General features: G+C 69.4%; 23 protein-coding genes and 2 pseudogenes. 18 read left to right on the plus strand and 7 right to left on the minus strand.

What is annotated here, in order from left to right:
* Window positions 1–62: 62 nt before the first annotated feature.
* The 5 genes from OC490_RS18130 to OC490_RS18150 all read left to right on the plus strand — a co-directional run bounded on the left by OC490_RS18130 (window position 63) and on the right by OC490_RS18150 (window position 5586).
* Window positions 63–1070, plus strand: coding sequence for an ABC transporter permease (locus tag OC490_RS18130; protein ID WP_262059008.1), 1008 nt, complete (start codon window positions 63–65; stop codon window positions 1068–1070).
* On the plus strand, window positions 1067–2164 hold the full coding sequence (locus OC490_RS18135; protein WP_262059009.1) for an ABC transporter ATP-binding protein: 1098 nt from the start codon (window positions 1067–1069) through the stop codon (window positions 2162–2164). Before OC490_RS18130 ends, OC490_RS18135 begins: the two co-directional genes overlap by 4 nt.
* Window positions 2161–3402 (plus strand): ABC transporter ATP-binding protein, encoded by a 1242-nt coding sequence (locus OC490_RS18140; RefSeq protein ID WP_410098687.1) that lies wholly within the window; start codon window positions 2161–2163, stop codon window positions 3400–3402. The genes OC490_RS18135 and OC490_RS18140 overlap by 4 nt, the downstream gene beginning before the upstream one ends.
* A 97-nt stretch (window positions 3403–3499) precedes the next feature.
* Window positions 3500–4891, plus strand: a complete 1392-nt coding sequence (locus tag OC490_RS18145; protein ID WP_262059010.1) for a M1 family metallopeptidase — start codon at window positions 3500–3502, stop codon at window positions 4889–4891.
* A 23-nt stretch (window positions 4892–4914) separates the two neighbouring features.
* Window positions 4915–5586 carry a trimeric intracellular cation channel family protein gene (locus OC490_RS18150; protein WP_262059011.1) on the plus strand — a complete coding sequence of 224 codons (672 nt, stop codon included), beginning with the start codon at window positions 4915–4917 and terminating at the stop codon, window positions 5584–5586.
* Here the strand turns inward: OC490_RS18150 and OC490_RS18155 are convergent.
* Entirely contained in the window at window positions 5480–6718 is a 1239-nt protein-coding gene (locus OC490_RS18155; RefSeq protein WP_262059241.1) for an alpha/beta hydrolase, read from the minus strand. The genes OC490_RS18150 and OC490_RS18155 overlap by 107 nt on opposite strands.
* Window positions 6719–6869: 151 nt before the next feature.
* Between OC490_RS18155 and OC490_RS18160 the strand changes: the two genes are divergently transcribed.
* Window positions 6870–7733 (plus strand): thioesterase family protein, encoded by an 864-nt coding sequence (locus OC490_RS18160; protein ID WP_262059012.1) that lies wholly within the window; start codon window positions 6870–6872, stop codon window positions 7731–7733.
* A gap of 27 nt (window positions 7734–7760) precedes the next feature.
* On the opposite strand, the gene OC490_RS18165 is transcribed toward OC490_RS18160, so the two are convergent.
* A complete protein-coding gene (locus OC490_RS18165; RefSeq protein ID WP_262059013.1) occupies window positions 7761–8348 on the minus strand; it encodes a TIGR03086 family metal-binding protein in 588 nt (195 codons plus the stop codon).
* A 78-nt stretch (window positions 8349–8426) separates the two neighbouring features.
* Here OC490_RS18165 and OC490_RS18170 point away from each other — a divergent pair, with 78 nt between their 5' ends.
* Both OC490_RS18170 and OC490_RS18175 read left to right on the plus strand, forming a co-directional pair.
* Complete coding sequence (locus OC490_RS18170) at window positions 8427–9404, plus strand: helix-turn-helix transcriptional regulator (RefSeq protein WP_262059014.1); 978 nt, start codon at window positions 8427–8429, stop codon at window positions 9402–9404.
* Window positions 9405–9544: 140 nt separating this feature from the next.
* Window positions 9545–9895: a hypothetical protein gene (locus OC490_RS18175; protein ID WP_262059015.1), complete on the plus strand. Its 351-nt coding sequence runs from the start codon at window positions 9545–9547 to the stop codon at window positions 9893–9895.
* A 78-nt stretch (window positions 9896–9973) separates the two neighbouring features.
* On the opposite strand, the gene OC490_RS18180 is transcribed toward OC490_RS18175, so the two are convergent.
* Complete coding sequence (locus OC490_RS18180) at window positions 9974–10600, minus strand: TetR family transcriptional regulator (protein WP_262059016.1); 627 nt, start codon at window positions 10598–10600, stop codon at window positions 9974–9976.
* 142 nt (window positions 10601–10742) lie between these two features.
* Between OC490_RS18180 and OC490_RS18185 the strand changes: the two genes are divergently transcribed.
* The 3 genes from OC490_RS18185 to OC490_RS18195 are packed head-to-tail and all read left to right on the plus strand — an operon-like array spanning window position 10743 to window position 12461.
* Complete coding sequence (locus tag OC490_RS18185) at window positions 10743–10910, plus strand: hypothetical protein (protein WP_262059017.1); 168 nt, start codon at window positions 10743–10745, stop codon at window positions 10908–10910.
* Between the two features lie 50 nt (window positions 10911–10960).
* On the plus strand, window positions 10961–11245 hold the full coding sequence (locus OC490_RS18190; RefSeq protein WP_262059018.1) for a DUF4190 domain-containing protein: 285 nt from the start codon (window positions 10961–10963) through the stop codon (window positions 11243–11245).
* A 52-nt stretch (window positions 11246–11297) separates the two neighbouring features.
* Window positions 11298–12461 (plus strand): cysteine desulfurase family protein, encoded by a 1164-nt coding sequence (locus OC490_RS18195; RefSeq protein WP_262059019.1) that lies wholly within the window; start codon window positions 11298–11300, stop codon window positions 12459–12461.
* 14 nt (window positions 12462–12475) lie between these two features.
* Here the strand turns inward: OC490_RS18195 and OC490_RS18200 are convergent, their stop codons facing one another.
* The gene (locus tag OC490_RS18200; RefSeq protein ID WP_262059020.1) at window positions 12476–14056 is read right to left on the minus strand and encodes a multicopper oxidase family protein; all 1581 of its coding nucleotides are present in this window, start codon (window positions 14054–14056) and stop codon (window positions 12476–12478) included.
* 300 nt (window positions 14057–14356) lie between these two features.
* Here OC490_RS18200 and OC490_RS18205 point away from each other — a divergent pair.
* Window positions 14357–14521, plus strand: a pseudogene (locus tag OC490_RS18205) (cysteine desulfurase NifS); the annotation flags it as partial.
* Window positions 14522–14639: 118 nt separating this feature from the next.
* Here the strand turns inward: OC490_RS18205 and OC490_RS18210 are convergent.
* On the minus strand, window positions 14640–16343 hold the full coding sequence (locus OC490_RS18210; protein ID WP_262059021.1) for a multicopper oxidase family protein: 1704 nt from the start codon (window positions 16341–16343) through the stop codon (window positions 14640–14642).
* Window positions 16344–16555: 212 nt separating this feature from the next.
* Window positions 16556–17227 (minus strand): N-acetylmuramoyl-L-alanine amidase, encoded by a 672-nt coding sequence (locus OC490_RS18215; RefSeq protein WP_262059022.1) that lies wholly within the window; start codon window positions 17225–17227, stop codon window positions 16556–16558.
* A gap of 60 nt (window positions 17228–17287) precedes the next feature.
* Between OC490_RS18215 and mnmA the strand changes: the two genes are divergently transcribed.
* Window positions 17288–18418, plus strand: a complete 1131-nt coding sequence (mnmA, locus tag OC490_RS18220) for a tRNA 2-thiouridine(34) synthase MnmA (RefSeq protein ID WP_262059023.1) — start codon at window positions 17288–17290, stop codon at window positions 18416–18418.
* A 52-nt stretch (window positions 18419–18470) separates the two neighbouring features.
* Here the strand turns inward: mnmA and OC490_RS18225 are convergent, their stop codons facing one another.
* Complete coding sequence (locus tag OC490_RS18225) at window positions 18471–18794, minus strand: DUF427 domain-containing protein (protein WP_019068638.1); 324 nt, start codon at window positions 18792–18794, stop codon at window positions 18471–18473.
* A 51-nt stretch (window positions 18795–18845) separates the two neighbouring features.
* Here OC490_RS18225 and OC490_RS18230 point away from each other — a divergent pair.
* The 5 genes and pseudogenes from OC490_RS18230 (at window position 18846) to ligA (ending at window position 23782) form a co-directional block, all read left to right on the plus strand.
* Window positions 18846–19416, plus strand: a pseudogene (locus OC490_RS18230) (TIGR00730 family Rossman fold protein).
* Window positions 19417–19423: 7 nt separating this feature from the next.
* On the plus strand, window positions 19424–20122 hold the full coding sequence (locus OC490_RS18235; protein WP_262059024.1) for an SDR family oxidoreductase: 699 nt from the start codon (window positions 19424–19426) through the stop codon (window positions 20120–20122).
* The gene (locus OC490_RS18240) at window positions 20119–20520 is read left to right on the plus strand and encodes a hypothetical protein (protein ID WP_262059025.1); all 402 of its coding nucleotides are present in this window, start codon (window positions 20119–20121) and stop codon (window positions 20518–20520) included. Before OC490_RS18235 ends, OC490_RS18240 begins: the two co-directional genes overlap by 4 nt.
* A gap of 46 nt (window positions 20521–20566) precedes the next feature.
* Entirely contained in the window at window positions 20567–21574 is a 1008-nt protein-coding gene (locus OC490_RS18245; protein WP_262059026.1) for a methionine synthase, read from the plus strand.
* Window positions 21575–21589: 15 nt separating this feature from the next.
* Complete coding sequence (ligA, locus tag OC490_RS18250) at window positions 21590–23782, plus strand: NAD-dependent DNA ligase LigA (RefSeq protein WP_262059027.1); 2193 nt, start codon at window positions 21590–21592, stop codon at window positions 23780–23782.
* Window positions 23783–23894 lie beyond the last annotated feature (112 nt).

A 23894-nucleotide genomic window follows, 5' to 3' on the forward strand; every position in this document is an offset into this window, starting at 1 on the left:
AGGCAGGTGAAGGCATTGGTGCCCGTGGGCTCAGCGGCCCACGGGCACCAGCGCCGATCCCCGTGATCTCGTACATTCTCCGTCGGACAATCGCAGCGGTGATCCTGCTGCTGGTCGTCTCCGCGGTCACCTTCGGCATCTTCTTCCTGCTGCCACGGCTCGCCGGCCAGACCGCGGACCAACTGGCCCAGCAGTACATCGGGAAGAGCCCGTCGGCGGCGGACATCGCCGCGGTCAAGCACAACCTGGGTCTGGACCAGCCCCTTTACCTGCAGTACTGGCACTTCATCAAGGGGATCGTGGCGGGCGCCACCTACAACCTCGGCCCCACCACGGTGCACTGCGACGCGCCCTGCTTCGGCTACTCCTTCAAGGACCACGTCGAGGTCTGGCCGCAGCTCACCTCCCGCCTTCCGGTCACCATCTCGCTAGCCTCCGGCGCCGCCGTCCTGTGGCTCGTGTCCGGTGTCACGGTCGGTGTGATCTCCGCGCTCAAGCCGCGGTCGTTCTTCGACCGCGCCTTCATGGGCGTCGCACTCGCGGGTGTCTCGCTGCCCATGTTCTTCACGGGCAACCTGGCGATCCTGCTCTTCACGTACCAGTGGCCGATCTTCGGCCGCACCTACGTCCCGTTCACCGAGAATCCCGCGCAGTGGGCCAACACGCTGTTCCCGGCGTGGTGTTCGCTCGCGCTTCTCTACTCCGCCATCTACGCGCGGCTCACCCGCTCGGGCATGCTGGAGACGATGAACGAGGACTTCATCCGTACGGCCCGCGCCAAGGGCCTGCGGGAGCGCAACGTCGTCGTCAAGCACGGTCTGCGGGCCGCCCTGACGCCGATCATCACCGTCTTCGGCATGGACCTCGGTCTGCTGCTCGGCGGTGCGCTGATCACCGAGTCGGTGTTCTCCCTGCACGGCATCGGGCAGTACGCGGTGCAGTCGATCGAGAGCAACGACCTGCCCCCGATCCTCGGTGTGACCCTGCTCGCAGCGTTCTTCGTAGTGATCGCAAATCTTCTGGTGGACCTGTTGTACGCCGCCGCCGACCCGCGGGTGAGGCTCTCGTGACCGACCTTTCGAAGACCGGCGCCGCGGTCGGCGAGCCCGTCAACGCGCCCTCCGACGCCCCGAACGCGTTCCTCGAAGTCCGCGACCTCAAGGTGCACTTCCCGACCGACGACGGTCTGGTCAAGTCCGTCGACGGGCTCAGCTTCTCGCTGGAGAAGGGCAAGACCCTCTCCATCGTGGGCGAGTCGGGCTCCGGCAAGTCCGTCACCTCGCTGGCGATCATGGGCCTGCACCGGCTCGGCGCGCGCGGCAAGAACGTGCAGATGTCCGGCGAGATCTGGCTCGACGGCCAGGAGCTGGTCAACGCCTCGCCGGACGACGTGCGCAAGCTCCGCGGCCAGCAGATGTCCATGATCTTCCAGGACCCGCTGTCCGCGATGCACCCGTACTACAAGATCGGCGACCAGATCGTCGAGGCGTACCGGGTGCACCACAACGTCAACAAGAAGGTCGCCCGTACGCGGGCCATCGAGATGCTCGACCGGGTCGGCATCCCCGAGCCGGCCAAGCGCGTCGACGGCTACCCGCACGAGTTCTCCGGCGGTATGCGCCAGCGCGCCATGATCGCGATGGCCCTGGTCAACAACCCCGAACTGCTCATCGCGGACGAGCCGACGACCGCCCTCGACGTGACCGTCCAGGCGCAGATCCTCGACCTCATCCGGGATCTGCAGAAGGAGTTCGGCTCCGCGGTCGTCCTCATCACGCACGACCTCGGTGTCGTCGCCGAGATCGCCGACGAGGTCCTGGTGATGTACGGCGGCCGGTGCGTGGAGCGCGGTCCGGTCGACGAGATCTTCGAGAAGCCCCAACACCCGTACACCTGGGGTCTGTTGGGCTCGATGCCGCGGATCGACCGGGAGACCTCGGACCGGCTCATCCCGGTCAAGGGCCAGCCGCCGAGCCTCATCAACGTCCCCTCGGGCTGCGCCTTCCACCCGCGCTGCCCGTACGCGGACATCCCCAAGGGCGACGTCACGCGAACCGTGCGCCCCGAGCTGGAGCTGGTCCCCGGCGGGCACTGGTCCGCCTGCCACCTCCCGGCCGCGGACCGCACGCGGATCTGGACCGAAGAGATTGCGCCGAAGCTGTGAGCGATACGAAGAAACCGGCCGCCACCGCGGTCGTCCCGGAGCAGGTGGCCTCCTCGGAGGACCGTGAGGTACTGCTCAAGGTCGAGGGCCTGAAGAAGCACTTCCCCATCAAGAAGGGGATCCTGCAGCGTCAGGTCGCCGCGGTGAAGGCCGTCGACGGCATCGACTTCGAGGTGCGCAAGGGTGAGACCCTGGGCGTCGTCGGGGAGTCGGGCTGCGGCAAGTCGACCATGGGCCGGGTCATCACCCGGCTCCAGGACCCGACGGGCGGCTCGATCCACTTCGAGGGCCAGGACATCACCCGCCTCAACTCGGCCGGGATGCGCCCGCTGCGCCGCGACATCCAGATGATCTTCCAGGACCCGTACGGCTCCCTGAACCCGCGCCACACCATCGGCTCGATCGTCTCGGCGCCGTTCCGGCTCCAGGGCGTGGAGCCCGAGGGCGGGGTCAAGCGCGAGGTCCAGCGCCTGCTGGAGCTGGTGGGCCTGAGCCCCGAACACTTCAACCGCTACCCGCACGAGTTCTCCGGCGGTCAGCGCCAGCGCATCGGCATCGCCCGCGCGCTCGCCCTGAAGCCGAAGCTCGTGGTGGCGGACGAGCCGGTGTCGGCCCTGGACGTGTCGATCCAGGCGCAGGTCGTGAACCTGATGGACGACCTCCAGACGGAGCTCGGCCTGACGTACGTGATCATCGCGCACGACCTGTCCGTGGTCCGGCACGTCTCGGACCGGGTCGCGGTGATGTACCTCGGCAAGATCGTCGAAATCGCCGACAGCACCAAGCTGTACGAGTCGCCGATGCACCCGTACACCAAGGCCCTGATGTCGGCCGTGCCGGTCCCGGACCCCAAGCGCCGGGGTGCCAAGAGCGAGCGCATCCTGCTCAAGGGCGACGTCCCCTCGCCGATCTCCCCGCCCAGCGGCTGCCGTTTCCACACGCGCTGCTGGAAGGCGACGGAGATCTGCCGGACGGCGGAACCCCAGCTGATCGAGTTGCGTCCCGGCCAGCAGGTCGCCTGCCACCACCCGGAGAACTTCGCGGACCAGGCCCCGCAGGACACGGTCCTGCTGACCGCTGCGAAGGAAGCGGTGGAGCTGGTGGGCGAGGCGGTGCTGGAGAAGGCGGCCGAGATTTCCGAGGCGGAGACCCCCACGGCGGAGACCCCCGAGGAGCCTGCTGCCGAGGTGCCCGCCCCCGAAGCGGAATCCGGCGATCAGGAGTCAACTCCCAAGTAGCGCATGACAAGTTGGTAAAGCCATGTCCATGGCGAAACGGGAGAGTGCAGAGTCGAGCGTGTCCGACTGATCGGAAACGCACCCGAAGGGACGACTCATGGCACTCTCCCGTTCGGCACGTTTAGGGGCCCTCGCGACCGCGGCGGCCTCTTTTCTTGTCATAGCCGCCTCCTCCGCCCCCACTCCCGGCGCCGACGGAATCGGTGACACCTACTTCCCCCAGCTCGGCAACGGCGGCTTCGACGCCCGCCACTACGCCCTCGACGTGGCCTACAACCCCGACACCGACCGCCTCGACGGCCGTACGACCCTCACCGCCCGCGCCACCCAGAACCTCTCCTCCTTCGACCTGGACCTGCAGAAACTTGAGGTCACCAAGGTCGAAGTGAACGGCAGACGGGCCCAGTTCACCCGCACCGGCGACGAACTGCGCATCACGCCACGGGACTTCCTCCGCAAGGGCAAGGACTTCACGGTCGCCGTCACCTACGGCGGGGTGCCCGAACCCCTCAACGGACCCATCGTGTTCGGCTCCGACTACGGCTGGATGAAGACCGCCGACGGAGTCTTCGTCGCCTGCGAACCCAACGCCGCCTCCACCTGGTTCCCCTCCAGCGACCACCCGTCCGACAAAGCCACCTACGACATCCGCATCAAGGCCCCCAAGGGCCTCACCGGAGTCTCCAACGGCCGCCTCGTCTCGACGTACGACAAGGGCGACTCGACGTACACCCACTGGCGCGAGAGCAAGCCGATGGCGACCTATCTCGCCACCGCCACCATCGGGAAGTTCGACGTCAAGACGGGGACGACCGCGGGCGGCACCCCGATCTACGTCGCCATCGACCCGGTCCTCGCCAACAGCAACAGCGTCGACGTGTACGCCGTGACGGCCGCCGCCACCGACTACTGGTCGCAGGTCTTCGGGCCGTACCCCTTCGAGGAGACCGGCGCGATCGTCGACGACATGCCGGAGGCCGGGTTCTCGCTGGAGGTGCAGAGCAAGCCCGCCTACTCCGCCGTGCGCAACGAGACGACGATCGTGCACGAGCTGGCCCACCAGTGGTTCGGCGACTCGGTGTCGGTCGCGCACTGGAAGGACATCTGGCTCAACGAGGGCTTCGCGACCTACGCCCAGTGGCTGTGGGCCGAGCACCAGGGCACCCGCACCGCCCACGACTCGTTCCTGGCCGGCTACAACGCCCGCCCCGCCGACAGCGCCTTCTGGCAGACCGTCGTGGCGGACCCGCAGCGCGACACGATGTTCGCCTCCGCCGTCTACCAGCGCGGCGCGATGACCCTCCAGATGCTCCGCGAACGCATCGGCGACACCGCGTTCTTCAAGCTCCTGCCGACCTGGACGAAGCTGCACCGCTACGGCAACGTGAGCACCGAGCAGTTCATCGAGCTCGCCGAGAAGATCAGCGGCCAGCAGCTCGACGACCTGTTCCAGACCTGGCTCTACACGACAGGCAAGCCCACCCTGTGACGACCCACGGGTAACAATGCGGTGTGCTTCAGCAACTGTTCAGCCCCTCCGTCCAGCACACGCTCGACCTCGTCGGCATCTTCGTGTTCGCCATCTCCGGCGCGCTGCTGGCCGTCCGCAAGAACTTCGACGTGTTCGGCATCGCCGTGCTCGCCGAGGTCACCGCGCTGGGCGGAGGGCTGTTCCGGGACCTCATGATCGGTGCGGTACCCCCGGCCGCCTTCACGGACCTGGGGTACTTCATCACCCCGCTCTTCGCCGCGCTCCTCGTCTTCTTCCTCCATCCGCACGTGGAGCGCATCCAGGCCGGCGTCAACGTCTTCGACGCGGCAGGACTCGGCCTGTTCTGTGTCTCGGGCACGGTGAAGGCGTACGACTACGGGCTCAGCCTCACCTCCTCGGCCGCCCTCGGTCTCGCCACCGCCGTCGGCGGCGGTGTACTGCGGGACGTCCTCGCCAACGAGACCCCGTCCCTGCTCCGCTGGGACCGCGACCTGTACGCGGTCCCGGCGATCGTCGGCGCCACCATCTCCGTGCTGTGCATCCACTACGACGCGCTGACCCCCCTCACCAGTGGGCTCGCGATCGTCACCGCTTTCGTGTTGCGCCTGCTCGCGATGCGGTTCCACTGGCGAGCTCCGCGTGCGTGGAACCGGAGGTCGAACGCCCGCGAGGATCCGACGTCGACTTCGTGATCCTCGGGTGGTTCTGGCCCAACTCCAGGGTCAGCCAGCGGAACACGGTCTTCACCTGGGGCCGCCACAGCGCCATGGTGTGCCCGCCGTCGCTGCGCGGCAGGAACACCACGTGCACGCTCGTCGGCGCCTTCGCGATCTGTTCGAGGGCCACGCCCGCCTGGTAGCCGTCGCCGGACTCGCCGGACAGGTACATCGTGATCGGCGGCGGCGTGGCCGCCTTCTTGAGCAGCAGGTAGGGGTTGTTCGCCTCCCGCAGGGCCACGCTCTGCGCGGCCAGCGAGTTGCGTTCGCCGATCGGGTCGTTGTAGCCGGACATGCTCACCGCGGCCTGGTAGCGGTCGGGGTGGGCGACGGCGAGCTTGACCGCGCAGTGCGCGCCGGCCGAGTAACCGGCGACCCCCCAGCCCTTGGGCGCGGGCTGGGCGCGGAAGTTGTCCGTGACCATCTTCGGTACGTCGACGCTGAGCCAGGTGTCGGCGTTGACCGTGCCGGGGATGTTGGCGCACCCGGTGTCCACGCCGGCCAGCAGGTTGTAGCGCGGCGCGACCAGGATGAAGGGCGCGATCCGCCCGCTCCTCATCAGCGGCTCCAGCTGCTGGGTCACGTGCATCGACCCGAACCAGGCCTTGGCGGAGCCGGGCCAGCCCGGCAGCAGTTCCACGACGGGGAACTTCTTGTGGCGGTAGGCCGCTTCCTTGTACTGCGGCGGGGTCCAGACGTAGACCTCGGCGTTCACGCCCGACACCCGGCCCTTGAGCTGGGTGACCTCCACCTGGCCGGCGGAGCTCATACCGGGACCGGTGGCGGGGGAGAAGTCCTGCTTGACCTTGGGCAGCCGGTTCAGCGAGATGTTGCCGGTGCCGTTCTTGCCGAGGTCGGCGGCCTGCTGGACGTGGTTGCCGGTGCCGAGGAGGTCGGCCCAGTTGTCGTACAGGTTGTTCTGGTTGTTGACCATCACGAAGACCAGGGTGACGGCCGTGGCCTGCGCGAACAGCAGCATCAGGGCCCGGGCCGCCACGCGTACGGCCTTGGGGCCGCGCAGCCGCGACCACAGCACGAGCGGCAGTATGAGGGCGACGATCGTCAGCACGACGGCGGTGTAGAGGAACGGAGTCCCGGTGAGGCTCATGTCCCCAAAGAGGGGGATCACGGGCCGTGGGTCACGGACGAGTACGGACACTTACCAAGAAATTGCCGGGCGCTCACCCGACCGGCGGTAGTTTCATATGGCCGCAACACCAAAGCTACCGCTTAGTAATCAACTGTTGTACGGTTCATCCATGCGAGAAGCAGCTTCCGCACCGACGGCCACGCGGGCCGTGATCGGTGACAGCGAGTTCGACCGCGACACGGCGGTCACCCGTCGCGCCCCGGGCGTCTACGACATCGACCTCTCGGCCGGCTGGACGATCATCAACGCCGTCAACGGCGGCTATCTCCTCGCCGTCCTCGGCCGAGCCCTCGCGGACGCGCTCCCGCACACCGACCCGTTCACGATCTCCGCGCACTACCTCACGGCGTCCCAACCGGGCCCGGCGGTCATCCGCACGGACGTGGTCCGCACCGGCCGCACCCTCTCCACCGGCCAGGCCTCCCTCTTCCAGTACGACGACGAGGGCCGCGAGGTCGAACGCATCCGCGTCCTCGCCTCCTACGGCGACCTGGACGCGCTCCCGGACGACGTCCGCACGACGGCGAAGCCGCCCGCGTTCCCGCCCATGGACCAGTGCTTCGGCCCCGAGGACGGTCCTGCCCCCGTCCCCGGCAGCTCGGCGATCACCGACCGCCTGATGCTCAAGCTGGACCCGTCCACCCTCGGCTGGGCCCTGGGCGCCCCCTCCGGCAAGGGCGAGATGCGCTCCTGGTTCGGCCTCGCGGACGGCCGCGACGCGGACCCCCTCTCGCTCCTCCTCGCGGTGGACGCGCTGCCCCCGACCGCGTTCGAGATCGGCCTCAAGGGCTGGGTCCCCACGGTCGAACTCACGGTCCACGTCCGCTCCCGCCCGGCCCCGGGCCCCCTCCGCATCTCGATCACCACCCGCAACCTGGCCGGCGGCTTCCTGGAGGAGGACGCGGAGGTCTGGGACAGCGCGGACCGACTGGTGGCCCAGTCACGGCAGTTGGCGCGGGCGAGACTTGGCTGAGCTCAGGGGTTCGCGTCCCCGCCCGACTCAGCCGACCGGCTTCCGTCCCAGCCAGGCCGCCAACTGGCCGTAGGCGTCCGCCTTTTCGGGTGCGGGCTGCGCCGAGGCGAAGGGGGTGTCCGCGTCCCGTTGTTCGTCCGGCAGGACCCGGCGGGCGATCGTGAGCGCGAACTCGGCCAGTTCCGGGTCGAGTTCGAGGGGGTGGCCCAGGGCCTCGGAGAGGTCCCAGGTGTGGGTGACGTTCTCCATGACGTAGCCGGAGAGGGCCGCCCGGCCCGGTGCCTCGCCCCACGGGACCCGGACCAGCGCGTCCAGCCGGGCGTCGTCCGCCCAGGCGTTGCGGACGCGGACGCGGGCCTCGTCGTACGCGGCCGGCCAGCCCTCGTCGGCGACTCCGTCCACGAAGGGGTGTACGGCCATGCCGTCGCCGCCCTCGCCGACCGTCGCGATGCGCAGGGTGCCGCCGACGAGATGGCTCAGCAGGGTCCGTACGTCGAACTCCGTGCACGGGGTGGGACCGGCGAGCTGCTCCGGTCGTACCGTCCTGATCAGCGCGGCGACCTGCTCGGTGGCGCGGGTGTAGACGGGGCGGGGGTCCGTGGTGTCTGTGTTCATGACGCCGATGCTGGACCCATAACCTGACAGTTTCCGTCAACATTTGCGTCGGCTTTCCGGGCGGCGGATCCTGGGGGAGTGAAGGCCGACCGACTCCTCTCGATCCTGCTGCTCCTGCAGACCCGGGGCCGCGTCCCCGCGCACGAACTCGCCGACCGGCTCGAGGTGTCGGTGCGGACCATCTACCGGGACGTCGAGGCGCTGTCCGCCTCCGGGGTGCCGGTCTATGCCGAGCGCGGGCGGCACGGCGGGATCGAGCTGCTCGCCGGGTTCCGCACCGACGTCACGGGACTGACCGCCGACGAGTCGCGCGCCCTGTTCATCCTCGCCGCGCAGGGCGCCCACGCGGCGCTCGGTCTCGACGCCGCCCTCGGTTCAGCGCTGCGCAAGGTGATGGCCGCGCTGCCGGCGCCGTACCGCCCGGCCGCCGAGGTGACCTCCCGGCGCATCCTCGTCGACGCCACCCGTTGGAAAGGCGGGCCCCAACCCGCCGTGGATCTGGACGTGTTGCAGGACGCGGTCTTCACCGACCGGCGGCTGCGGCTGCGCTATCGGCACAGCGGCGCGAAGGAGCCGAGCACGTACACCGTCGACCCCTACGGCCTGGTCTCCAAGGCGGGCGTCTGGTACCTGATCGCCGACCGCCGTGCGAGCCCCCGCCTCTTCCGCGCCGACCGCGTGCACTCGGCCGCCCTCCTGCCCGACCCGGTGAAGCGCCGCCCCGGCGTCGAACTCGCCGACGCCTGGGAGGAGTTGCGCCGTCAGGTGGAGGAACGCCCCGGCGGACTCGACGTCACCGTCCGGGTCCGCCGCTCCCGCCTCGACATGTTCCTGCGCCTCAACGCCTCCTCGCTGGCCGAACTCCCCGACGACGAGGGGGAGAACGAGTGGGTGACGGTCCGGCTGTCCTACGGTGTCGTCCACGAGGCGCGTCAACTGCTGCAGTTCGCCGACGCGTTGGAGGTCGTATCGCCGCCGGAGGTACGCGCGGAAGTGGCCGCGGCGGCGGCTTCTGTCACGGAGCTGTACCAGCGAGTAGGCAGGCTGTCTTCGTGAACTCGCAGGTCAGAGAGGTCTCTTGGGCTGCCCTTTACTTGGTGCACAGGGTGAGGACAGGGCGCGGACAAGGAAGCCCTAAACGGCGTTGATTGAGTTCCCGCCACAAGGCATCCTCATCGTTTTTGGAGCTGTTTCTCATGAAGCGTGCGCGTCTCCTTCCCGCAGTGGCCCTGCTGGCGCTCTCGCCCCTGGCCCTCGCGGCCTGCGGGTCGAGCGACTCCTCGTCGTCCTCCGGCAGCGCCAACTCCGGCTCCACACAGTCCTGTTCCGCGCCGACCGGCAACGCCACGGCACGGCCCAGCGGTGCCCCCTCCGGTGCGCCCACGGGCGCCGCGGCCTCGGGCCGGCCGACGGGCATGCCGACCGGCAACGCCTCCGGCATGCCGTCCGGTGGTCCCGGTGGCGGCGGCCAGGGCGGCGGCCCTGGTGGCGGGTGCGGCGGCGGCCCGGGCGGCGGCCAGATGAGCGGGGCCCCGCAGCAGGGCTGACCGCGCTCCGTACGACAGGGGCGGCGCACTCGAACACCGGGCGCGCCGCCCCTGTCGTATGTCCGCGGCGTGTACCGCTCAGCCGAGCCAGTGCCGGCGGCCGACGCTGATCAACCGCATCTGGCGGGTGGCGAGTCGAGTCACCCGGTCGCGCTCCTCGTCCGAGGTCTCCCGCGCCTCCATGAAGAGCGAGGCCGTGATGAGCATCTGGTCGACGTAGAGGTGGGCCAGCATCATCAGGTCGGAGTCGTCCCAGCCGCCGGACTCCGGGTCCTTGGCGAGTTCCGCCTTCACCTCCTCGGCGAACCGGGCGAGTTGGTCCCGGATGGCCTCCCGCACCGGCTGGACCCCGCCGTGCCGCTCGCGGGCGAGGAAGCGGACGTGGGCCGGATAGGTGTCCACATGGTCGGCGATCAACTGGACGGCGCGCGCGATGCGTTGGTCGCTGTCCTCCGCCGTCGCCACCGTCTGCCGGATCATCGGGTGCAGGCTGCCGAGCGCCTCCTCGACGAGCGCCACCCCGAGGTCGGCCGTGGAGCGGAAGTGCCGGTAGAAGGCGGTCGGCGCCACCCCGACGGCGCGGGTGACCTCGCGCAGGCCCAGGCTGCTCAGGCTCTGCTCCTCCAGCAGCCCCAACGCGGCGTCCAGCAACGCCTGTCGGGTCTTCTGCTTCTGTACCTGCCGGATGCCGAGGGTGTGACTCATGTCATCCAGTTAACAACTGTTCTCCGGAATTGAAAAGCCGCCGGAGACGCTAGACTCAAAGTCAGTGAACAAGTGTTACTACAACCGTTCACCGAAACGTAACGAGAGTCTTCTCGAGTCATCTCGGAGGGGGATTCATCCCATGCTGGTCCTCGTCGCAGCGCTCCTGCTGTTCGGCGTCGTGATGGGCACCGTGGCCCACGCGTCGTTCGCCTTCACCGCCGTCGCCGCCACCGTCATCGCCGTATGGCTGGGCATCTTCGCGCTCCGCGAGCGGCACGGCCGCCGGAGCCGTACGTCCACCAACTGACCGCCACCCATCCGCTGTCCGCCCACCCGATCCTCGGGAGCCGAACCACCATGCAACTCACCGCACCGGCAACCAGCACCACCACCGATTTCAAGGCCACCGGCCGCCGTGACGCCGACGGCATGGCCGTCGCGTCCTTCATCCTCGGCCTTGTCGGCCTGCTCGTCCTCAACGTCTTCCTCGGCCCCATCGCCATCGCCCTGGCCGGCGTGGCCCTGTGGCGCGGCACCGCCCGTCGCGGCCGGGCCCTCCTCGGCCTCGGACTCGGCATCGCCGATCTGCTGGTCCTCGTCGCCTTCATGCAGCTGGACAGCACGGTCTCCTGGAGCTTCTAGACCTGCCCACCCCTCCGGGGTGCCCGCCGGGGACCGTAGAATCGGCGGCACCATGGCATACCTCGACCACGCCGCGACCACCCCGATGCTTCCCGAGGCAGTCGAGGCGATGACGGCCCACCTGAGCATCACGGGCAACGCCTCCTCCCTCCACGCTTCCGGCCGCAGAGCCCGCCGTACGGTCGAAGAGGCCCGGGAGACCCTCGCCGAAGCGCTCGGCGCCCGCCCCAGCGAGGTGGTGTTCACCTCCGGCGGCACCGAGGCCGACAACCTCGCGGTGAAGGGCCTGTACTGGTCCCGCCGCGACGCCGACCCGGCCCGCACCCGGGTGCTGGCCAGCCCCGTCGAGCACCACGCCGTCCTGGACGCCGTCCACTGGCTGGGTGAACACGAGGGCGCCACCGTCGAGTACCTCCCGGTCGACTCCTACGGCCGTGTCCACCCCGAGGTGCTGCGCGAGGCCATCGCCCGCAACCCGGACGATGTCGCCCTGGCCACCGTGATGTGGGCCAACAACGAGATCGGTACGGTCCTGCCGGTGCGTGAACTCGCCGATGTGGCAGGGGAGTTCGGCATCCCGCTGCACGCCGACGCGGTGCAGGCCTTCGGCCAGGTGCCGGTCGACTTCGCCGCCTCCGGGCTCGCCGCGATGACGGTCTCCGGCCACAAGATCGGGGGACCGTACGGCATCGGTGCCCTGCTGCTGGGCCGCGAGTACACCCCCGTACCCGTCCTGCACGGCGGCGGCCAGGAACGCCATGTCCGCTCCGGCACCCTCGACGTCCCCGCGATCGCCGCCTTCGCGGTCGCCGGCCGCCTCGCCGCCGAACAGCGCGAGTGGTTCGCCCGCGAGATCGGCGCCCTCCGCGACGACCTCGTCACCGCCGTCCGTACGGCGGTCCCGGACGCGATCCTCGGCGGGGACCCGGTGGACCGGCTGCCGGCCAACGCCCACTTCACGTTCCCCGGCTGCGAGGGCGACTCCCTGCTGCTCCTGCTGGACGCCCAGGGCATCGAGTGCTCCACCGGCTCGGCCTGCACCGCGGGCGTCGCCCAGCCCAGCCATGTCCTGCTCGCCACCGGGACCGATCCGGACCTGGCCCGTGGCACCCTGCGCTTCTCCCTCGGCCACACCTCGACGGAGGCCGACGTGGAGGCCGTGGCGAAGGCGATCGGCCCGGCGGTGGAACGGGCACGCGCCGCCGGGCTGACCTGAGAGAACCGCTCCGGCTAGGCCTCCGTCACCATGAGGGAGGCCATCATGCCCTCGTCCTCGTGCTGCAGCAGGTGACAGTGGAGCATGTACATATAGGTGTCGTCGGAGAAGTCGGTGAACTCCATGGCGATCTTGATCGAACCGCCGCCGACCACTTCGTAGGTGTCGTACCAGCCGAGTTGGACCCCAGTCGGATCCTCGCCGTTGATGGAGATCAGCTGATACGGCACGTCGTGCAGGTGGAACGAGTGTTCCAGCTGGGTGGCGTTCTGGATCGTCCAGATCTCCTTGGCGCCGACCGTCGTACTGATCATCGCCATCGCGGCCATGCTCGTGCCCGCCGAACCGTTGATCAGCATGGTGGCGCCGCTCTGGCTCAGCGTGATCGTCCTGGCGGTGAAGTCGCTCGTGTCGTACCGGTCGATGGTGTTGAGGGTGCTGGGCAGGTCGGCCGGGGTGTCGGAGCCGCTGGCCGTGATCGCGAGGAAGTCGTAGGTGCCGCTGCCGCCGCGGATCCAGCCGGTGGTGATCACGGCCTGGAGGGTGGCGTCCGCGGTGAGGTCCATCGTGAACTCGGCGCGGGCGCCGGCCACCAGGCGGATCGTGGTCACCTCGGCGGCCTCGGCTAGATAGCCCTGGTCGGTGGTGATCTGCGTGAGGGTGCCGCCGTCGCTGCGCTGGATGGTGATGATGTCGGACGGCGAGGCGTTCAGCGCGCGGAACCGGGTCCGGGTCTTGGTGGCGGTGAAACCGAGCGTGGTGGAGTCCACGTTGGTCCCGTTGACCAGCAGGGGGAAGGTCGTCGTGCTCAGCCGGTAGCCGGCCGCGTCGTACTTGATGTCTCCGGCGGTGTCCACGGCGAGGGACTGGAAGATGAGCGGGATGTCGTCCACGCCGTAGTCGCTGGGCAGCGCGGCCGACGCGTCCGAGGAGTCCTCGACGATGATCATCCCGGCCAGGCCGTGCACGGCCTGCTTGGCGGTGGTGCCCAGGGCGTGCGGGTGGTACCAGAGCGTGGTGGCCGGGTCCTTGACCGTGAACGTGGGGGACCAGGTCTCGCCGTCGGCGAACGCGACCTGCGGGCCGCCGTCCATCTTGGCCGGGACGTGGGCGCCGTGGAAGTGGACCGTCGTGTCCTCACCGATGTCGTTGGTGATGTTGAGGAGGACCACGTCGCCGTTGGTCCACTTCATGGTCGGGCCCAGGAAGTCCTGGTTGTAGCCCATCGTGGTGCTGGTGACGCCCGAGATCACCTCGTGGGTGCCGGACTTGGCCTCCAGCGTGAAGGTGGTGACGCCGCTGGAGGTGGTGCCCTCCAGCAGATCCGGGATGGTGAGGGTGGAGTCGGCGGCGGACGCCTTGTTCTTCGCCGCGTCGTTCAGCAGGGAGAAGGCACCTCCGGCGGCGGCCACCGCCGCGATGCCGGCCCCGGCCATTCCGCCGAGGAACTTGCGCCGGTGCAGACCCTTGCCGCCCCGGGCCACGCCGGCCTTGCTGTGCTCGCGCTTCTCAGCGGCGGATTTGCGGTGGTTGCCCTTGGCGTCTCTCGTTTCGTCGGACGCGGACGCGGACGCGGGCTCGCTGGTGTGTGTCATGCAGCGGAGATTTGACCTAAGGGCTGTGTAAAAACTGAGTGGTAGTTAGCAGCAGGCAAGGCAAGCTGTGAAAGATAAGACTGCACGGTCTCTCTCCAACTGCCCTTACAGGTAAGACGAGTTGACGTGCCGCAGGTCACCTCCTGACCAGGGGACGCATTGGACACCGCCGTTACTGAAACGACTCATAGCCAAAGTCGAATGTGACCTGGGTCATGCCCCTGTCCGGTGTGCCCGCCTTACGAGTGCCATGTACCGGTCCCAGTCCAGTACCGCCCGGGGGCCGTGTGGTCGGTCCCCGGCACCTCTGCCACTGGCGCCCACTTCATGTTCCCCGGCTGCGAGGGCGACTCCCTGCTGCTCCTGCTGGACGCCCAGGGCATCGAGTGCTCCACCTCCACGGAGGCCGTCGTGAAGGCGATCGCTCCGGCGGTGGAACGGGCCCGTGTCGCCGGGCTGACCTGACACGACCCGCACATGCGAAGAACCGGGGAGAGTCCGCCGACTCTCCCCGGTGCAACGTGTCCGGCGTCCACGGGGGAGGGCGACCCCGGACAGAGGGGAAGCCTCGCTCCCCGTCGAACTAGTCGTCCGTCGCGCTGGCGCTGGCGCTCGCGGTCGCCGTGGCGGTCGAGTCGTCCGTCGCGGTCGCTGAGGCACTGGCGCTCGCGGAGGCGCTCGCACTGGCCGTGGCCGTGGAGTCGTCGGTGTCGGTGGTGGTGCTCGTATCGTCGCCCGTCACCATGAGGCCGGCCATCATGCCTTCGTCCTCGTGCTGCAGGAGATGGCAGTGGAGCATGTACATGTAGGTGTCGTCGGAGAAGTCCGTGAACTCCATGGCGATCTCGATCGAGCCGCCGCCGACCACCTCATAGGTGTCGTACCAGCCGAGCTGGACCCCGGTGGGATCCTCGCCGTTGACTGATATCAGCTGATATGGCACGTCGTGCAGATGGAACGAGTGTTCCAGCTGGGTGCTGTTGGTGATCGTCCAGATCTCCTGGGAGCCCAGCGTGGTGCTGATCATCGCCATGGAGTCCATGCTGGTGCCGGCCGAGCCGTTGATCAGCATGGTCGTGCCGTCCTGGCCGAGTGTGATGGTGCGGGCCGTGAAGTCGCTCGTGTCGTACCGGTCGATGGTGTTGAGGGTGCTGGGGAGGTCGTCGGGGGTGTCGGTGCCGCTGGCGGTGACGGCGAGGACGTCGTAGGTGCCGCTGCCGCCGCGGACCCAGCCGGTGGTGACGACGGCCTGGAGCGTGGCGTCCGCGCTCAGGTCCATCACGAACTCGGCGCGGGCGCCGGCCACCAGCCGGATGGACGTGACATCGGTCGCCTCGGTCAGATAGCCCTGGTCGGTGGCGATCTGGGAGAGCGTCCCGCTGTCGCTGCGCTGGATGGTGATGATGTCCGAGGGGGAGGCGTTCAGCACCCGGAATCGGGTGCGGGTCTTGGTGGCCGTGAAGCTGAGCGAGGCGGAGTCGACGTTCGTGCCGTTCAGCAGCAACGGGTAGCTGAGGTCGCTTTCGAGGTAGCCCGCCAGGTCGTACTTGATGTCCCCGGCGCTGTCGGTGGCGAGGCACTGGAAGATGAGCGGGACGTCGTCCACGCCGTAGTCGCTGGGCAGGTCCGACGAGGCGGTCGAGTCGTCCTCGACGATGATCATCCCGGCCAGCCCGTGCACCGCCTGCTTGGCCGTGGTGCCCAGCGCGTGCGGGTGGTACCAGAGGGTCTTCGCGGAGTCGTCGACGGTGAACGTCGGGGCCCAGGTCTCGCCGTCGGCGAAGGCGACCTGGGGGCCGCCGTCCATCTTGGCCGGAACGTGGGCGCCGTGGAAGTGGACGGTGGTGTCCTCGCCCAGGCTGTTGGTGATGTTCAGCAGGACCGTGTCGCCGTTGGTCCACTTCATGGTGGGGCCGAGGAACGACTGGTTGTAGCCCATGGTGTCGCTGGTGACCCCGCTCAGCACTTCGGCGGTGCCGGTCTTGGCCTCCAGGGTGAACGTGGTGGTGCTGTCCGAGGTGGTGCCCTCCAGGAGGTCGGGGATGGTGAGGGTGCTGTCCGCGGCGGACGCCTTGTTCTTCGCCGCGTCGTTCAGCAGGGAGAAGGCACCTCCGGCGGCGGCCACCGCCGCGATGCCGGCCCCGGCCATTCCGCCGAGGAACTTGCGCCGGTGCAGACCCTTGCCCCGGGCCGCACCGGCCTTGCTGTGCTCGCGCTTCTCGGCTGTGCTCTTGCGGTGGTTGCCCCTGCCGTTCTCTCCGGACGCGGGCTCGCTGGTGTGTGTCATGCGGCAGAGATTTGACCTAAGGACTGTGTAAAGACTGGGGAGCTTTTAGTAGCCAGCGGGGCAAACTGTGAAGGTGGGAGTGCGCGATCATGCTCCAACTCCCCTTGACGAGACGCCGAGTTGACGTACCGCAGGTCACCTCCGGAGCAGGGGACGCATTGGACACCACCGTCACGGAAGCAACTCATAGCCAAACCCGAGTGTGACCAGGGTCACGCTTGCGTCCGGTGTGCCTGCCTTACGAGCGCCATGTACCGGTCCCAGTCCCAGTACCGACCGGGGTCCGTGTGATCGGTCCCCGGCACCTCCACGTGCCCGATGACGTGCTTCCGGTCGACCGGGATTCCGTAGCGCCGGCATATCCCGGCCGTCAGCCGCGCGGAGGCCGCGTACATCGCGTCGGTGAAGGACGACGCCTGCTCCACGAAGCCCTCGTGCTCGATGCCGACACTGTGTTCGTTGTACTCCCGGTTGCCCGCGTGGAAGGCCACGTCCAGCTCGCGGACCATCTGCGTGATGTGCCCGTCCTTGCGCACGATGTAGTGCGCCGCCGCCCTGTGCGCCGGGTCCTGGAAGACCTTCACCGCGCTGCGGAAACCGCCCTGGGTGACATGGATGACCACCATGTCTATCCCGTAGTCGTCCGGCCGGTCCGCCCGCCGGTAGTTCGCCGGGGACGCCGACACCCACTGCGCGCCCCGGAAGTCCACCGCGCCCGCCACCCGCGGCTTCTCCACCCCGGGCAGCCGCCACCACAGCCGCGCCAACTCGTCCCGCGCCAGCGCCGCCGTCCCCACGGCGGCCACGGCACCGCCGATCAGCAGCGCCCGCCGGCCCGTGACCCCTCGCGGTGTCCCCGTGGGCCCGCCCTGTGTCTCCCCCATGCGATCTTCAACGGATACTCGCGGGTCCCGGTTCCCGCCGACCCGTACCCTGGAAGGGTTATGACTGAGACCTCGCAGCGCCCCCGCCCCCTCCGCGTACTCGCCGCCATGTCCGGCGGCGTGGACTCCGCCGTCGCCGCCGCCCGCGCCGCCGAAGCCGGCCACGACGTGACCGGCGTCCACCTCGCGCTCTCCGCGAACCCGCAATCGTTCCGCACGGGCGCGCGTGGCTGTTGCACCATCGAGGACTCACGGGACGCCCGCCGCGCCGCCGACGTCATCGGCATCCCGTTCTACGTCTGGGACCTCGCCGACCGCTTCCGCGAGGACGTCGTCGAGGACTTCGTCGCCGAGTACGAGGCCGGCCGCACCCCGAACCCCTGCCTGCGCTGCAACGAGAAGATCAAGTTCGCCGCGCTCCTCGACAAGGCCCTCGCCCTCGGCTTCGACGCGGTCTGCACCGGCCACTACGCCCAGGTGATCGTCAACGAGGACGGCACCCGCGAACTGCACCGCGCCTCCGACATGGCCAAGGACCAGTCCTACGTCCTCGGCGTCCTGGACGAGCGGCAGCTCGCGCACGCCCTGTTCCCGCTCGGCGACACCGTCACGACGAAGGACGAGATCCGCGCGGAGGCCGAGCGCCGCGGCCTCGCCGTCGCCAAGAAGCCCGACTCGCACGACATCTGCTTCATCGCCGACGGCGACACCCAGGGCTTCCTCGCAGGCCGCCTGGGCAAGGCCGAGGGCGACATCGTCGACGAGTCCGGCACGGTCGTCGGCTCGCACGAGGGTGCGTACGGCTTCACCATCGGCCAGCGCAAGGGCCTGCGCATCGGCACCCCGGCCGCCGACGGCAAGCCGCGCTACGTCCTGGACATCTCCCCGGTCGACAACACGGTGACGGTCGGCCCGGCCGCCTCCCTGGACGTCAGCGGCCTCACGGCCGTCAAGCCGCGCTGGTGCGGCACAGCGCCCTCCGGCCCCGGCATCTACACCGCCCAGCTCCGCGCCCACGGCGGCGAGACCGAGGTCACCGCCGAACTCGTCGACGGCATCCTGGAGGTGACGTTCACCGAGCCGGTACGCGGTGTGGCCCCCGGGCAGGCGATCGTGCTCTACGACGACACGCGCGTGGTGGGATCGGCGACGATCGCCACGACCACGCGGGCGGCGACGGCGATGGCGTGACCCTCCGGGCTGCCCCGGAGGGGACACGATCAATCGCTCACGGCACTTCTGCTCACAGCACTTCTACTTCGTAGAAGCACAGGTGGTCCTTGATCTGCGCCACGTCCGGCTTGGGGTCGGGGTACGCCCACACCAGGTCGGTCGCGTCCGGCAGTGACCAGTAGGACGCGTCGCCCTTGAAGGGGCAGTGGGTGTGGGTCTCGGAGGGGGTCAGGAGGTCCAGGCGTACGTCCTCCGGGGGGAGGTAGTAGCGCACGGGACAGCCGGTCTCCTTCAGGACGAGGGGCCGGTCGCTCTCCGCCAGCACCTGGTCGCCGTGGACGACGCGTACCCGCCGGTCGCCCTGCTCGATCGTGATCGTGTGTCCGTCAGCCATACCGGAAAAGCACTCGCGGGCCCTCGGTTCTTCCCGCGTACGGTGACGGATATGAAGATCTGTGTCTTTCTCTCCGCCGCCGACCTGGACGAGCGCTACACGCGCCCCGCGCGGGAGTTCGCGGAACTGCTCGGCAAAGGCGGGCACACGCTCGTGTGGGGCGGCTCGGACGTCGGGCTGATGAAGGTGGTCGCGGACGGCGTACAGGCCGCCGGTGGACGGCTGGTGGGTGTCTCGGTGACCTTCCTGGCGGCGAAGACCCGCCCGGGCGCCGACGAGATGGTGATCGCGGCCGACCTTGCCTGGGGGTCCCCCCACGCCTTTTAGGCAGTGGGGGAGCAAGAGGCTGCTCCTGGAGAAGGCCGACGGCGTGGTGATCATGGTGGGCGGCACCGGCACGCTGGACGAGGCGACGGAGATCCTGGAGCTGAAGAAGCACGGCCACACCGCCAAGCCGGTCGTCCTGCTCAACACCGCGGGCTTCTACGACGGCCTGAAGACCCAGTTCCGGCGCATGGAGGACGAGGGGTTCCTGCCCGTCCCGCTCACCGACCTGGTGTTCTTCGCGGAGGAGCCGGTGGAGGCACTGGCCTACCTGGAGGAGTCTCTGGGCATCCACTGATGCGAGCATGGCGGGCATGGCTACACATGTGATCACCGGGGCCGGTTCCGGCATCGGCGCGGCCGTCGCCCGCCGACTGCACGCGCGCGGGGACGACCTCGTGCTGCACGCGCGCGACGCGGGCCGGGCGAAGGAACTGGCGGCGAGCTATCCCGGAGCGAGCACCCTGGTGGGCGACCTCGCCGCCCCGGACCGGCTCAGCTGGGCGTTCTCCCACCAGAGCCTCCCCGACCGGGTGGACACGCTCCTGCACATCGCGGGGGTGGTCGACCTGGGCCCGGTGGGCGACCTGACCCCGAAGACCTGGCACCACCAGCTCAACGTCAACCTCGTCGCCCCCGCCGAACTGACCCGGCACTTCCTGCCCCAACTCCGGGTGTCCGGCGGCCATGTGCTCTTCGTCAACTCCGGCGCGGGACTGCGGGCGAGCGCCGACTGGTCCGCGTACGCCGCCTCCAAGCACGGCCTGAAGGCCCTGGCGGACGCCTTGCGCCACGAGGAACACCCCAACGGCGTCCGCGTCACCTCGGTCTACCCCGGCCGCACCGCCAGCCCCATGCAGGCCAAGGTCCACCAGCAGGAGGGCAAGGAGTACGACCCCGCCCAGTGGATCGACCCCGAGTCGGTCGCGACGACGATCCTCATGGCCATCGACCTCCCGGCGGACGCGGAGGTCAACGACCTGTCGGTGCGGCCGGGACGATGAACGGGCCGGAGCGGAGGAACAGGGCGAACGGCCCGGAGATCCGGGACTGGCTCGACGAGGTCTGGGGGCGCACGGAGGCCGCGGTCGTCCTCGAAGGCGGCGACTACAGCGGACCGCTCGCCGGACGCAGGATCTGCGGCGAGGTGTTCGACCCCGAGGACGTCGCGGAACTGCGGGCTCTCACCACGACCGGTGAGTTCGCGAACGACATCTGCCGCTGCCACGGCAGCGTGACCATCGCGCTGCTCGACGCCGAGGCCGAGTTCATCGGGAGCGGCAGCGTGCACGGCGAGACGGACGTCTCCTGGGAGCGCGGCCGATTCCGGAACAACCTGGAGGTGGCGGATCCGGAGGGGCTGGTCGCGTTCTTGGAGCGGCACGGCATCCGGATGCGCTGAAGCCCAGGGGCGTCACCCCTGCCCAAGGGTTCCGTAGGCTGCCCGGGTGAGCAACAAAACTACGTTCAGCTTCGGCGCAGCCACGGGTGTCGGTTCCCTGCCCGGCACCGACGCCCGGGAGGCCGCGAAGACCGCGACCGGGGCCTTCGAGGACTTCCCGTTCCTGCCCGAACTGCCGGCCCGGGGACCCGGCGCGGACATGATCGGGCGGACCGCCGGGCTGCTCGTCGAGGTGTACGCGCGCGTGGAGCCCAGCGGTTGGCGGATCGGGGACCGGCCGGGGCGGGACACGAAGCGGGCGTGGGCGTGGCTGGGGGAGGACCTCGACGCGTTCGAGGAGTTCACGCAGGGGTACGAAGGCCCGATCAAGGTGCAGGCGGTGGGACCTTGGACGCTCGCCGCAAGCCTGGAGTTGAGGAACGGCGAGGCCGTGCTCTCCGACCCCGGAGCCTGCCGCGACCTCGCCGGCTCGCTCGCCGAGGGCCTGCGCAACCACCTCGCCGACGTCCAACGCCGTGTCCCCGGCGCCCAGATCGTGCTGCAACTCGACGAGCCGTCCCTGATCGGCGTACTGCGCGGACAGGTCAGGTCCGCCAGCGGCTACCGCACCTACCGCGCCGTCGACCGCCAACTCGTCGAGGGCACGCTCCGCGACGTCGTCGGGGTGCACGCCAACGGCCCGGTCGTCGTCCACTCCTGCGCACCGGACGTGCCGTTCGCGCTGCTGCGCCGGGCGGGTGCGGCCGGGGTCTCCTTCGACTTCTCCCTCCTCACCGAGCGTGACGACGACGTGATCGGTGAGGCGGTCGAGGCCGGCACCCGGCTCTTCGCCGGTGTCGTGCCGGGCACGGACACCGCATTGTCAGACCCTGCCGGTAGCGTCATGGGTGTCAGGACGCTGTGGCGCAGGCTGGGGCTGCGACCGGGACTTCTCGCGGAGTCGGTCACCATCACCCCGTCGTGCGGACTCGCGGGGGCTTCTCCCGAGTACGCGCGCCATGCTCTCGCCCACTGCGTCCGGGCGGCGAGATCCCTCGCGGACAACCCTGAGTGACGGAAGGACAACACGGTGGCCGGCGACAGGCAGGCGGAGACGACGGTGCCCGCAGAGGCACGGGAGAAGCACGCGCAGCTCGCTGAGCAGATCGAGGAGCACCGCTTCCGGTACTACGTGAACGACGCCCCGGTCGTCAGCGACGCGGAGTTCGACCAACTCCTGCGCGCCCTGGAGGCGTTGGAGGAGGAGCACCCCGAGCTGCGCACGCCCGACTCGCCGACCCAGAAGGTCGCGGGGGCGTACGAGACGGAGTTCACCTCCGTCGTCCACCCCTCACGGATGCTCTCCCTGGACAACGCGTTCGACGACCTTGAGCTGGCGGCCTGGGCCGAGCGCGTCCACAAGGACGTCGGCGCCTCCGACCACCACTTCCTGTGCGAGCTGAAGGTCGACGGCCTCGCCGTCAACCTGACGTATGAGCACGGCCGTCTCACGCGCGCGGCGACCCGCGGCGACGGCCGTACGGGCGAGGACATCACGCCCAACGTCCGGACGATCGCCGACATCCCGGACCGGCTGACCGGCGACCGCGTGCCCGACCTCGTGGAGATCCGCGGCGAGGTCTACTTCCCGATGGAGAAGTTCGAGGAGCTGAACGCCCGCCTGGTCGAGGCCGGCGACAAGCCCTTCGCCAACCCCCGTAACGCGGCGGCGGGTTCACTGCGCCAGAAGGACCCGCGCGTCACCGCCGGCCGCCCCCTGCACATGGTCGTCCACGGCATCGGCGCCCTGGAGGGCTTCGACCCCCTCACCCGTCTCTCCGAGGCGTACGCCCTGCTGAAGACCTGGGGTCTGCCGACGTCCACGCACAACAGGGTGGTCGACGACCTCGACGGCGTACGGGAGTTCATCAGGTACTACGGCGAGAACCGCCACTCCGTCGCGCACGAGATCGACGGCGTGGTCGTCAAGCTCGACGAGATCCCCCTCCAGGGACGCCTCGGCTCCACCTCCCGCGCCCCGCGCTGGGCGATCGCGTGGAAGTACGCGCCCGAGGAGGTCAACACCAAACTCGTCAACATCCGCGTGGGCGTGGGCCGTACGGGCCGGGTCACGCCGTACGCCCAGGTCGAGCCGGTCACGGTGGCCGGCTCGGAGGTCGAGTTCGCGACGCTGCACAACCAGGAGGTCGTCAAGGCCAAGGGCGTCCTCATCGGCGACACGGTGGTGCTGCGCAAGGCCGGTGACGTGATCCCGGAGATCCTCGGCCCGGTCGCCGATCTGCGGGACGGCAGCGAGCGGGAGTTCGTGATGCCGGCCGAGTGCCCCGAGTGCGGTACGCCGCTGCGGCCGATGAAGGAGGGCGACATCGACCTCCGCTGCCCGAACGCCCGTGCCTGCCCTGCCCAGTTGAGGGAGCGGCTCTTCTACCTCGCGGGCCGCAAGGCGCTGGACATCGACCACTTCGGCTATGTGTCGGCCGCCGCCCTCACCCAGCCGCTGGAGCCGGCGGACCCGCCGCTGAAGGACGAGGGCGACCTGTTCGACCTCACCATCGAGCAGTTGCTGCCCATCAAGGCGTACGTCCTCGACCAGAACAGCGGGCTGCCCAAGCGCGACCCGAAGACCGGCGAGGAGAAGATCGCCACGGTCTTCGCCAACCAGCAGGGCGAGCCGAAGAAGAACGCGCTGGCGATGCTGGAGACCATCGCGGCGGCCAAGGACAGCCCGCTCGCGCGCGTCCTCACGGGTCTGTCGATCCGTCATGTCGGCCCGGTCGCGGCCGAGGCGCTGGCCCGCGAGTTCCGCTCGATCGAGCGTATCGAGCAGGCCACCGAGAAGGAGTTGGCGGACACCGACGGTGTCGGTGACATCATCGCCGCCTCCCTCAAGGAGTGGTTCGCCGAGGACTGGCACCAGGAGATCCTCCGCAAGTGGCGGGCCGCCGGGGTCCGCTTGGAGGAGGAGGGTTCCGCCGAGGACGAGGGCCCGCGTCCGCTCGAAGGGCTGACCGTCGTCGTGACCGGCACACTCGAACACTTCACGCGGGACGGGGCGAAGGACGCCCTGCAGAGCCGGGGAGCGAAAGTGACCGGTTCTGTTTCGAAGAAGACGTCTTTCGTCGTCGTAGGTGACAATCCTGGTTCCAAGTACGACAAGGCGATGCAGGTCAAGGTGCCGGTTCTGAACGAGGACGGCTTCACCGTGCTGCTGGAACAGGGCCCCGAGGCAGCCGCCGAAGTCGCGCTTCCGGTCGAGGAGTAGCGAGGAGCAGCGGTTGAAGGCCACCCGATCGGCGCATACCAGATGCATACGGGTGGCCGGGTCGCATTCGGGCAACCGTCTACGACCGCTGCCCGTGGAAGCCTTCTGCGGC

The sequence above is a fragment of the Streptomyces sp. STR69 genome, from assembly GCF_024519455.1.
In the GTDB taxonomy this organism is placed as follows: Bacteria; Actinomycetota; Actinomycetes; order Streptomycetales; family Streptomycetaceae; genus Streptomyces.

Coding starts and splice junctions, on each gene's coding strand:
- OC490_RS18210 (WP_262059021.1), bottom strand. CDS start 16,343: ATGACACACACCAGCGAGCCCGCGTCCGGAGAGAACGGCAGGGGCAAC.
- OC490_RS18195 (WP_262059019.1), top strand. CDS start 11,298: ATGGCATACCTCGACCACGCCGCGACCACCCCGATGCTTCCCGAGGCA.
- mnmA (WP_262059023.1), top strand. CDS start 17,288: ATGACTGAGACCTCGCAGCGCCCCCGCCCCCTCCGCGTACTCGCCGCC.
- OC490_RS18215 (WP_262059022.1), bottom strand. CDS start 17,227: ATGGGGGAGACACAGGGCGGGCCCACGGGGACACCGCGAGGGGTCACG.
- OC490_RS18175 (WP_262059015.1), top strand. CDS start 9,545: ATGAAGCGTGCGCGTCTCCTTCCCGCAGTGGCCCTGCTGGCGCTCTCG.
- OC490_RS18235 (WP_262059024.1), top strand. CDS start 19,424: ATGGCGGGCATGGCTACACATGTGATCACCGGGGCCGGTTCCGGCATC.
- OC490_RS18185 (WP_262059017.1), top strand. CDS start 10,743: ATGCTGGTCCTCGTCGCAGCGCTCCTGCTGTTCGGCGTCGTGATGGGC.
- OC490_RS18155 (WP_262059241.1), bottom strand. CDS start 6,718: ATGAGCCTCACCGGGACTCCGTTCCTCTACACCGCCGTCGTGCTGACG.
- OC490_RS18145 (WP_262059010.1), top strand. CDS start 3,500: ATGGCACTCTCCCGTTCGGCACGTTTAGGGGCCCTCGCGACCGCGGCG.
- OC490_RS18180 (WP_262059016.1), bottom strand. CDS start 10,600: ATGAGTCACACCCTCGGCATCCGGCAGGTACAGAAGCAGAAGACCCGA.
- OC490_RS18240 (WP_262059025.1), top strand. CDS start 20,119: ATGAACGGGCCGGAGCGGAGGAACAGGGCGAACGGCCCGGAGATCCGG.
- OC490_RS18160 (WP_262059012.1), top strand. CDS start 6,870: ATGCGAGAAGCAGCTTCCGCACCGACGGCCACGCGGGCCGTGATCGGT.
- OC490_RS18165 (WP_262059013.1), bottom strand. CDS start 8,348: ATGAACACAGACACCACGGACCCCCGCCCCGTCTACACCCGCGCCACC.
- OC490_RS18225 (WP_019068638.1), bottom strand. CDS start 18,794: ATGGCTGACGGACACACGATCACGATCGAGCAGGGCGACCGGCGGGTA.
- OC490_RS18190 (WP_262059018.1), top strand. CDS start 10,961: ATGCAACTCACCGCACCGGCAACCAGCACCACCACCGATTTCAAGGCC.
- OC490_RS18200 (WP_262059020.1), bottom strand. CDS start 14,056: ATGACACACACCAGCGAGCCCGCGTCCGCGTCCGCGTCCGACGAAACG.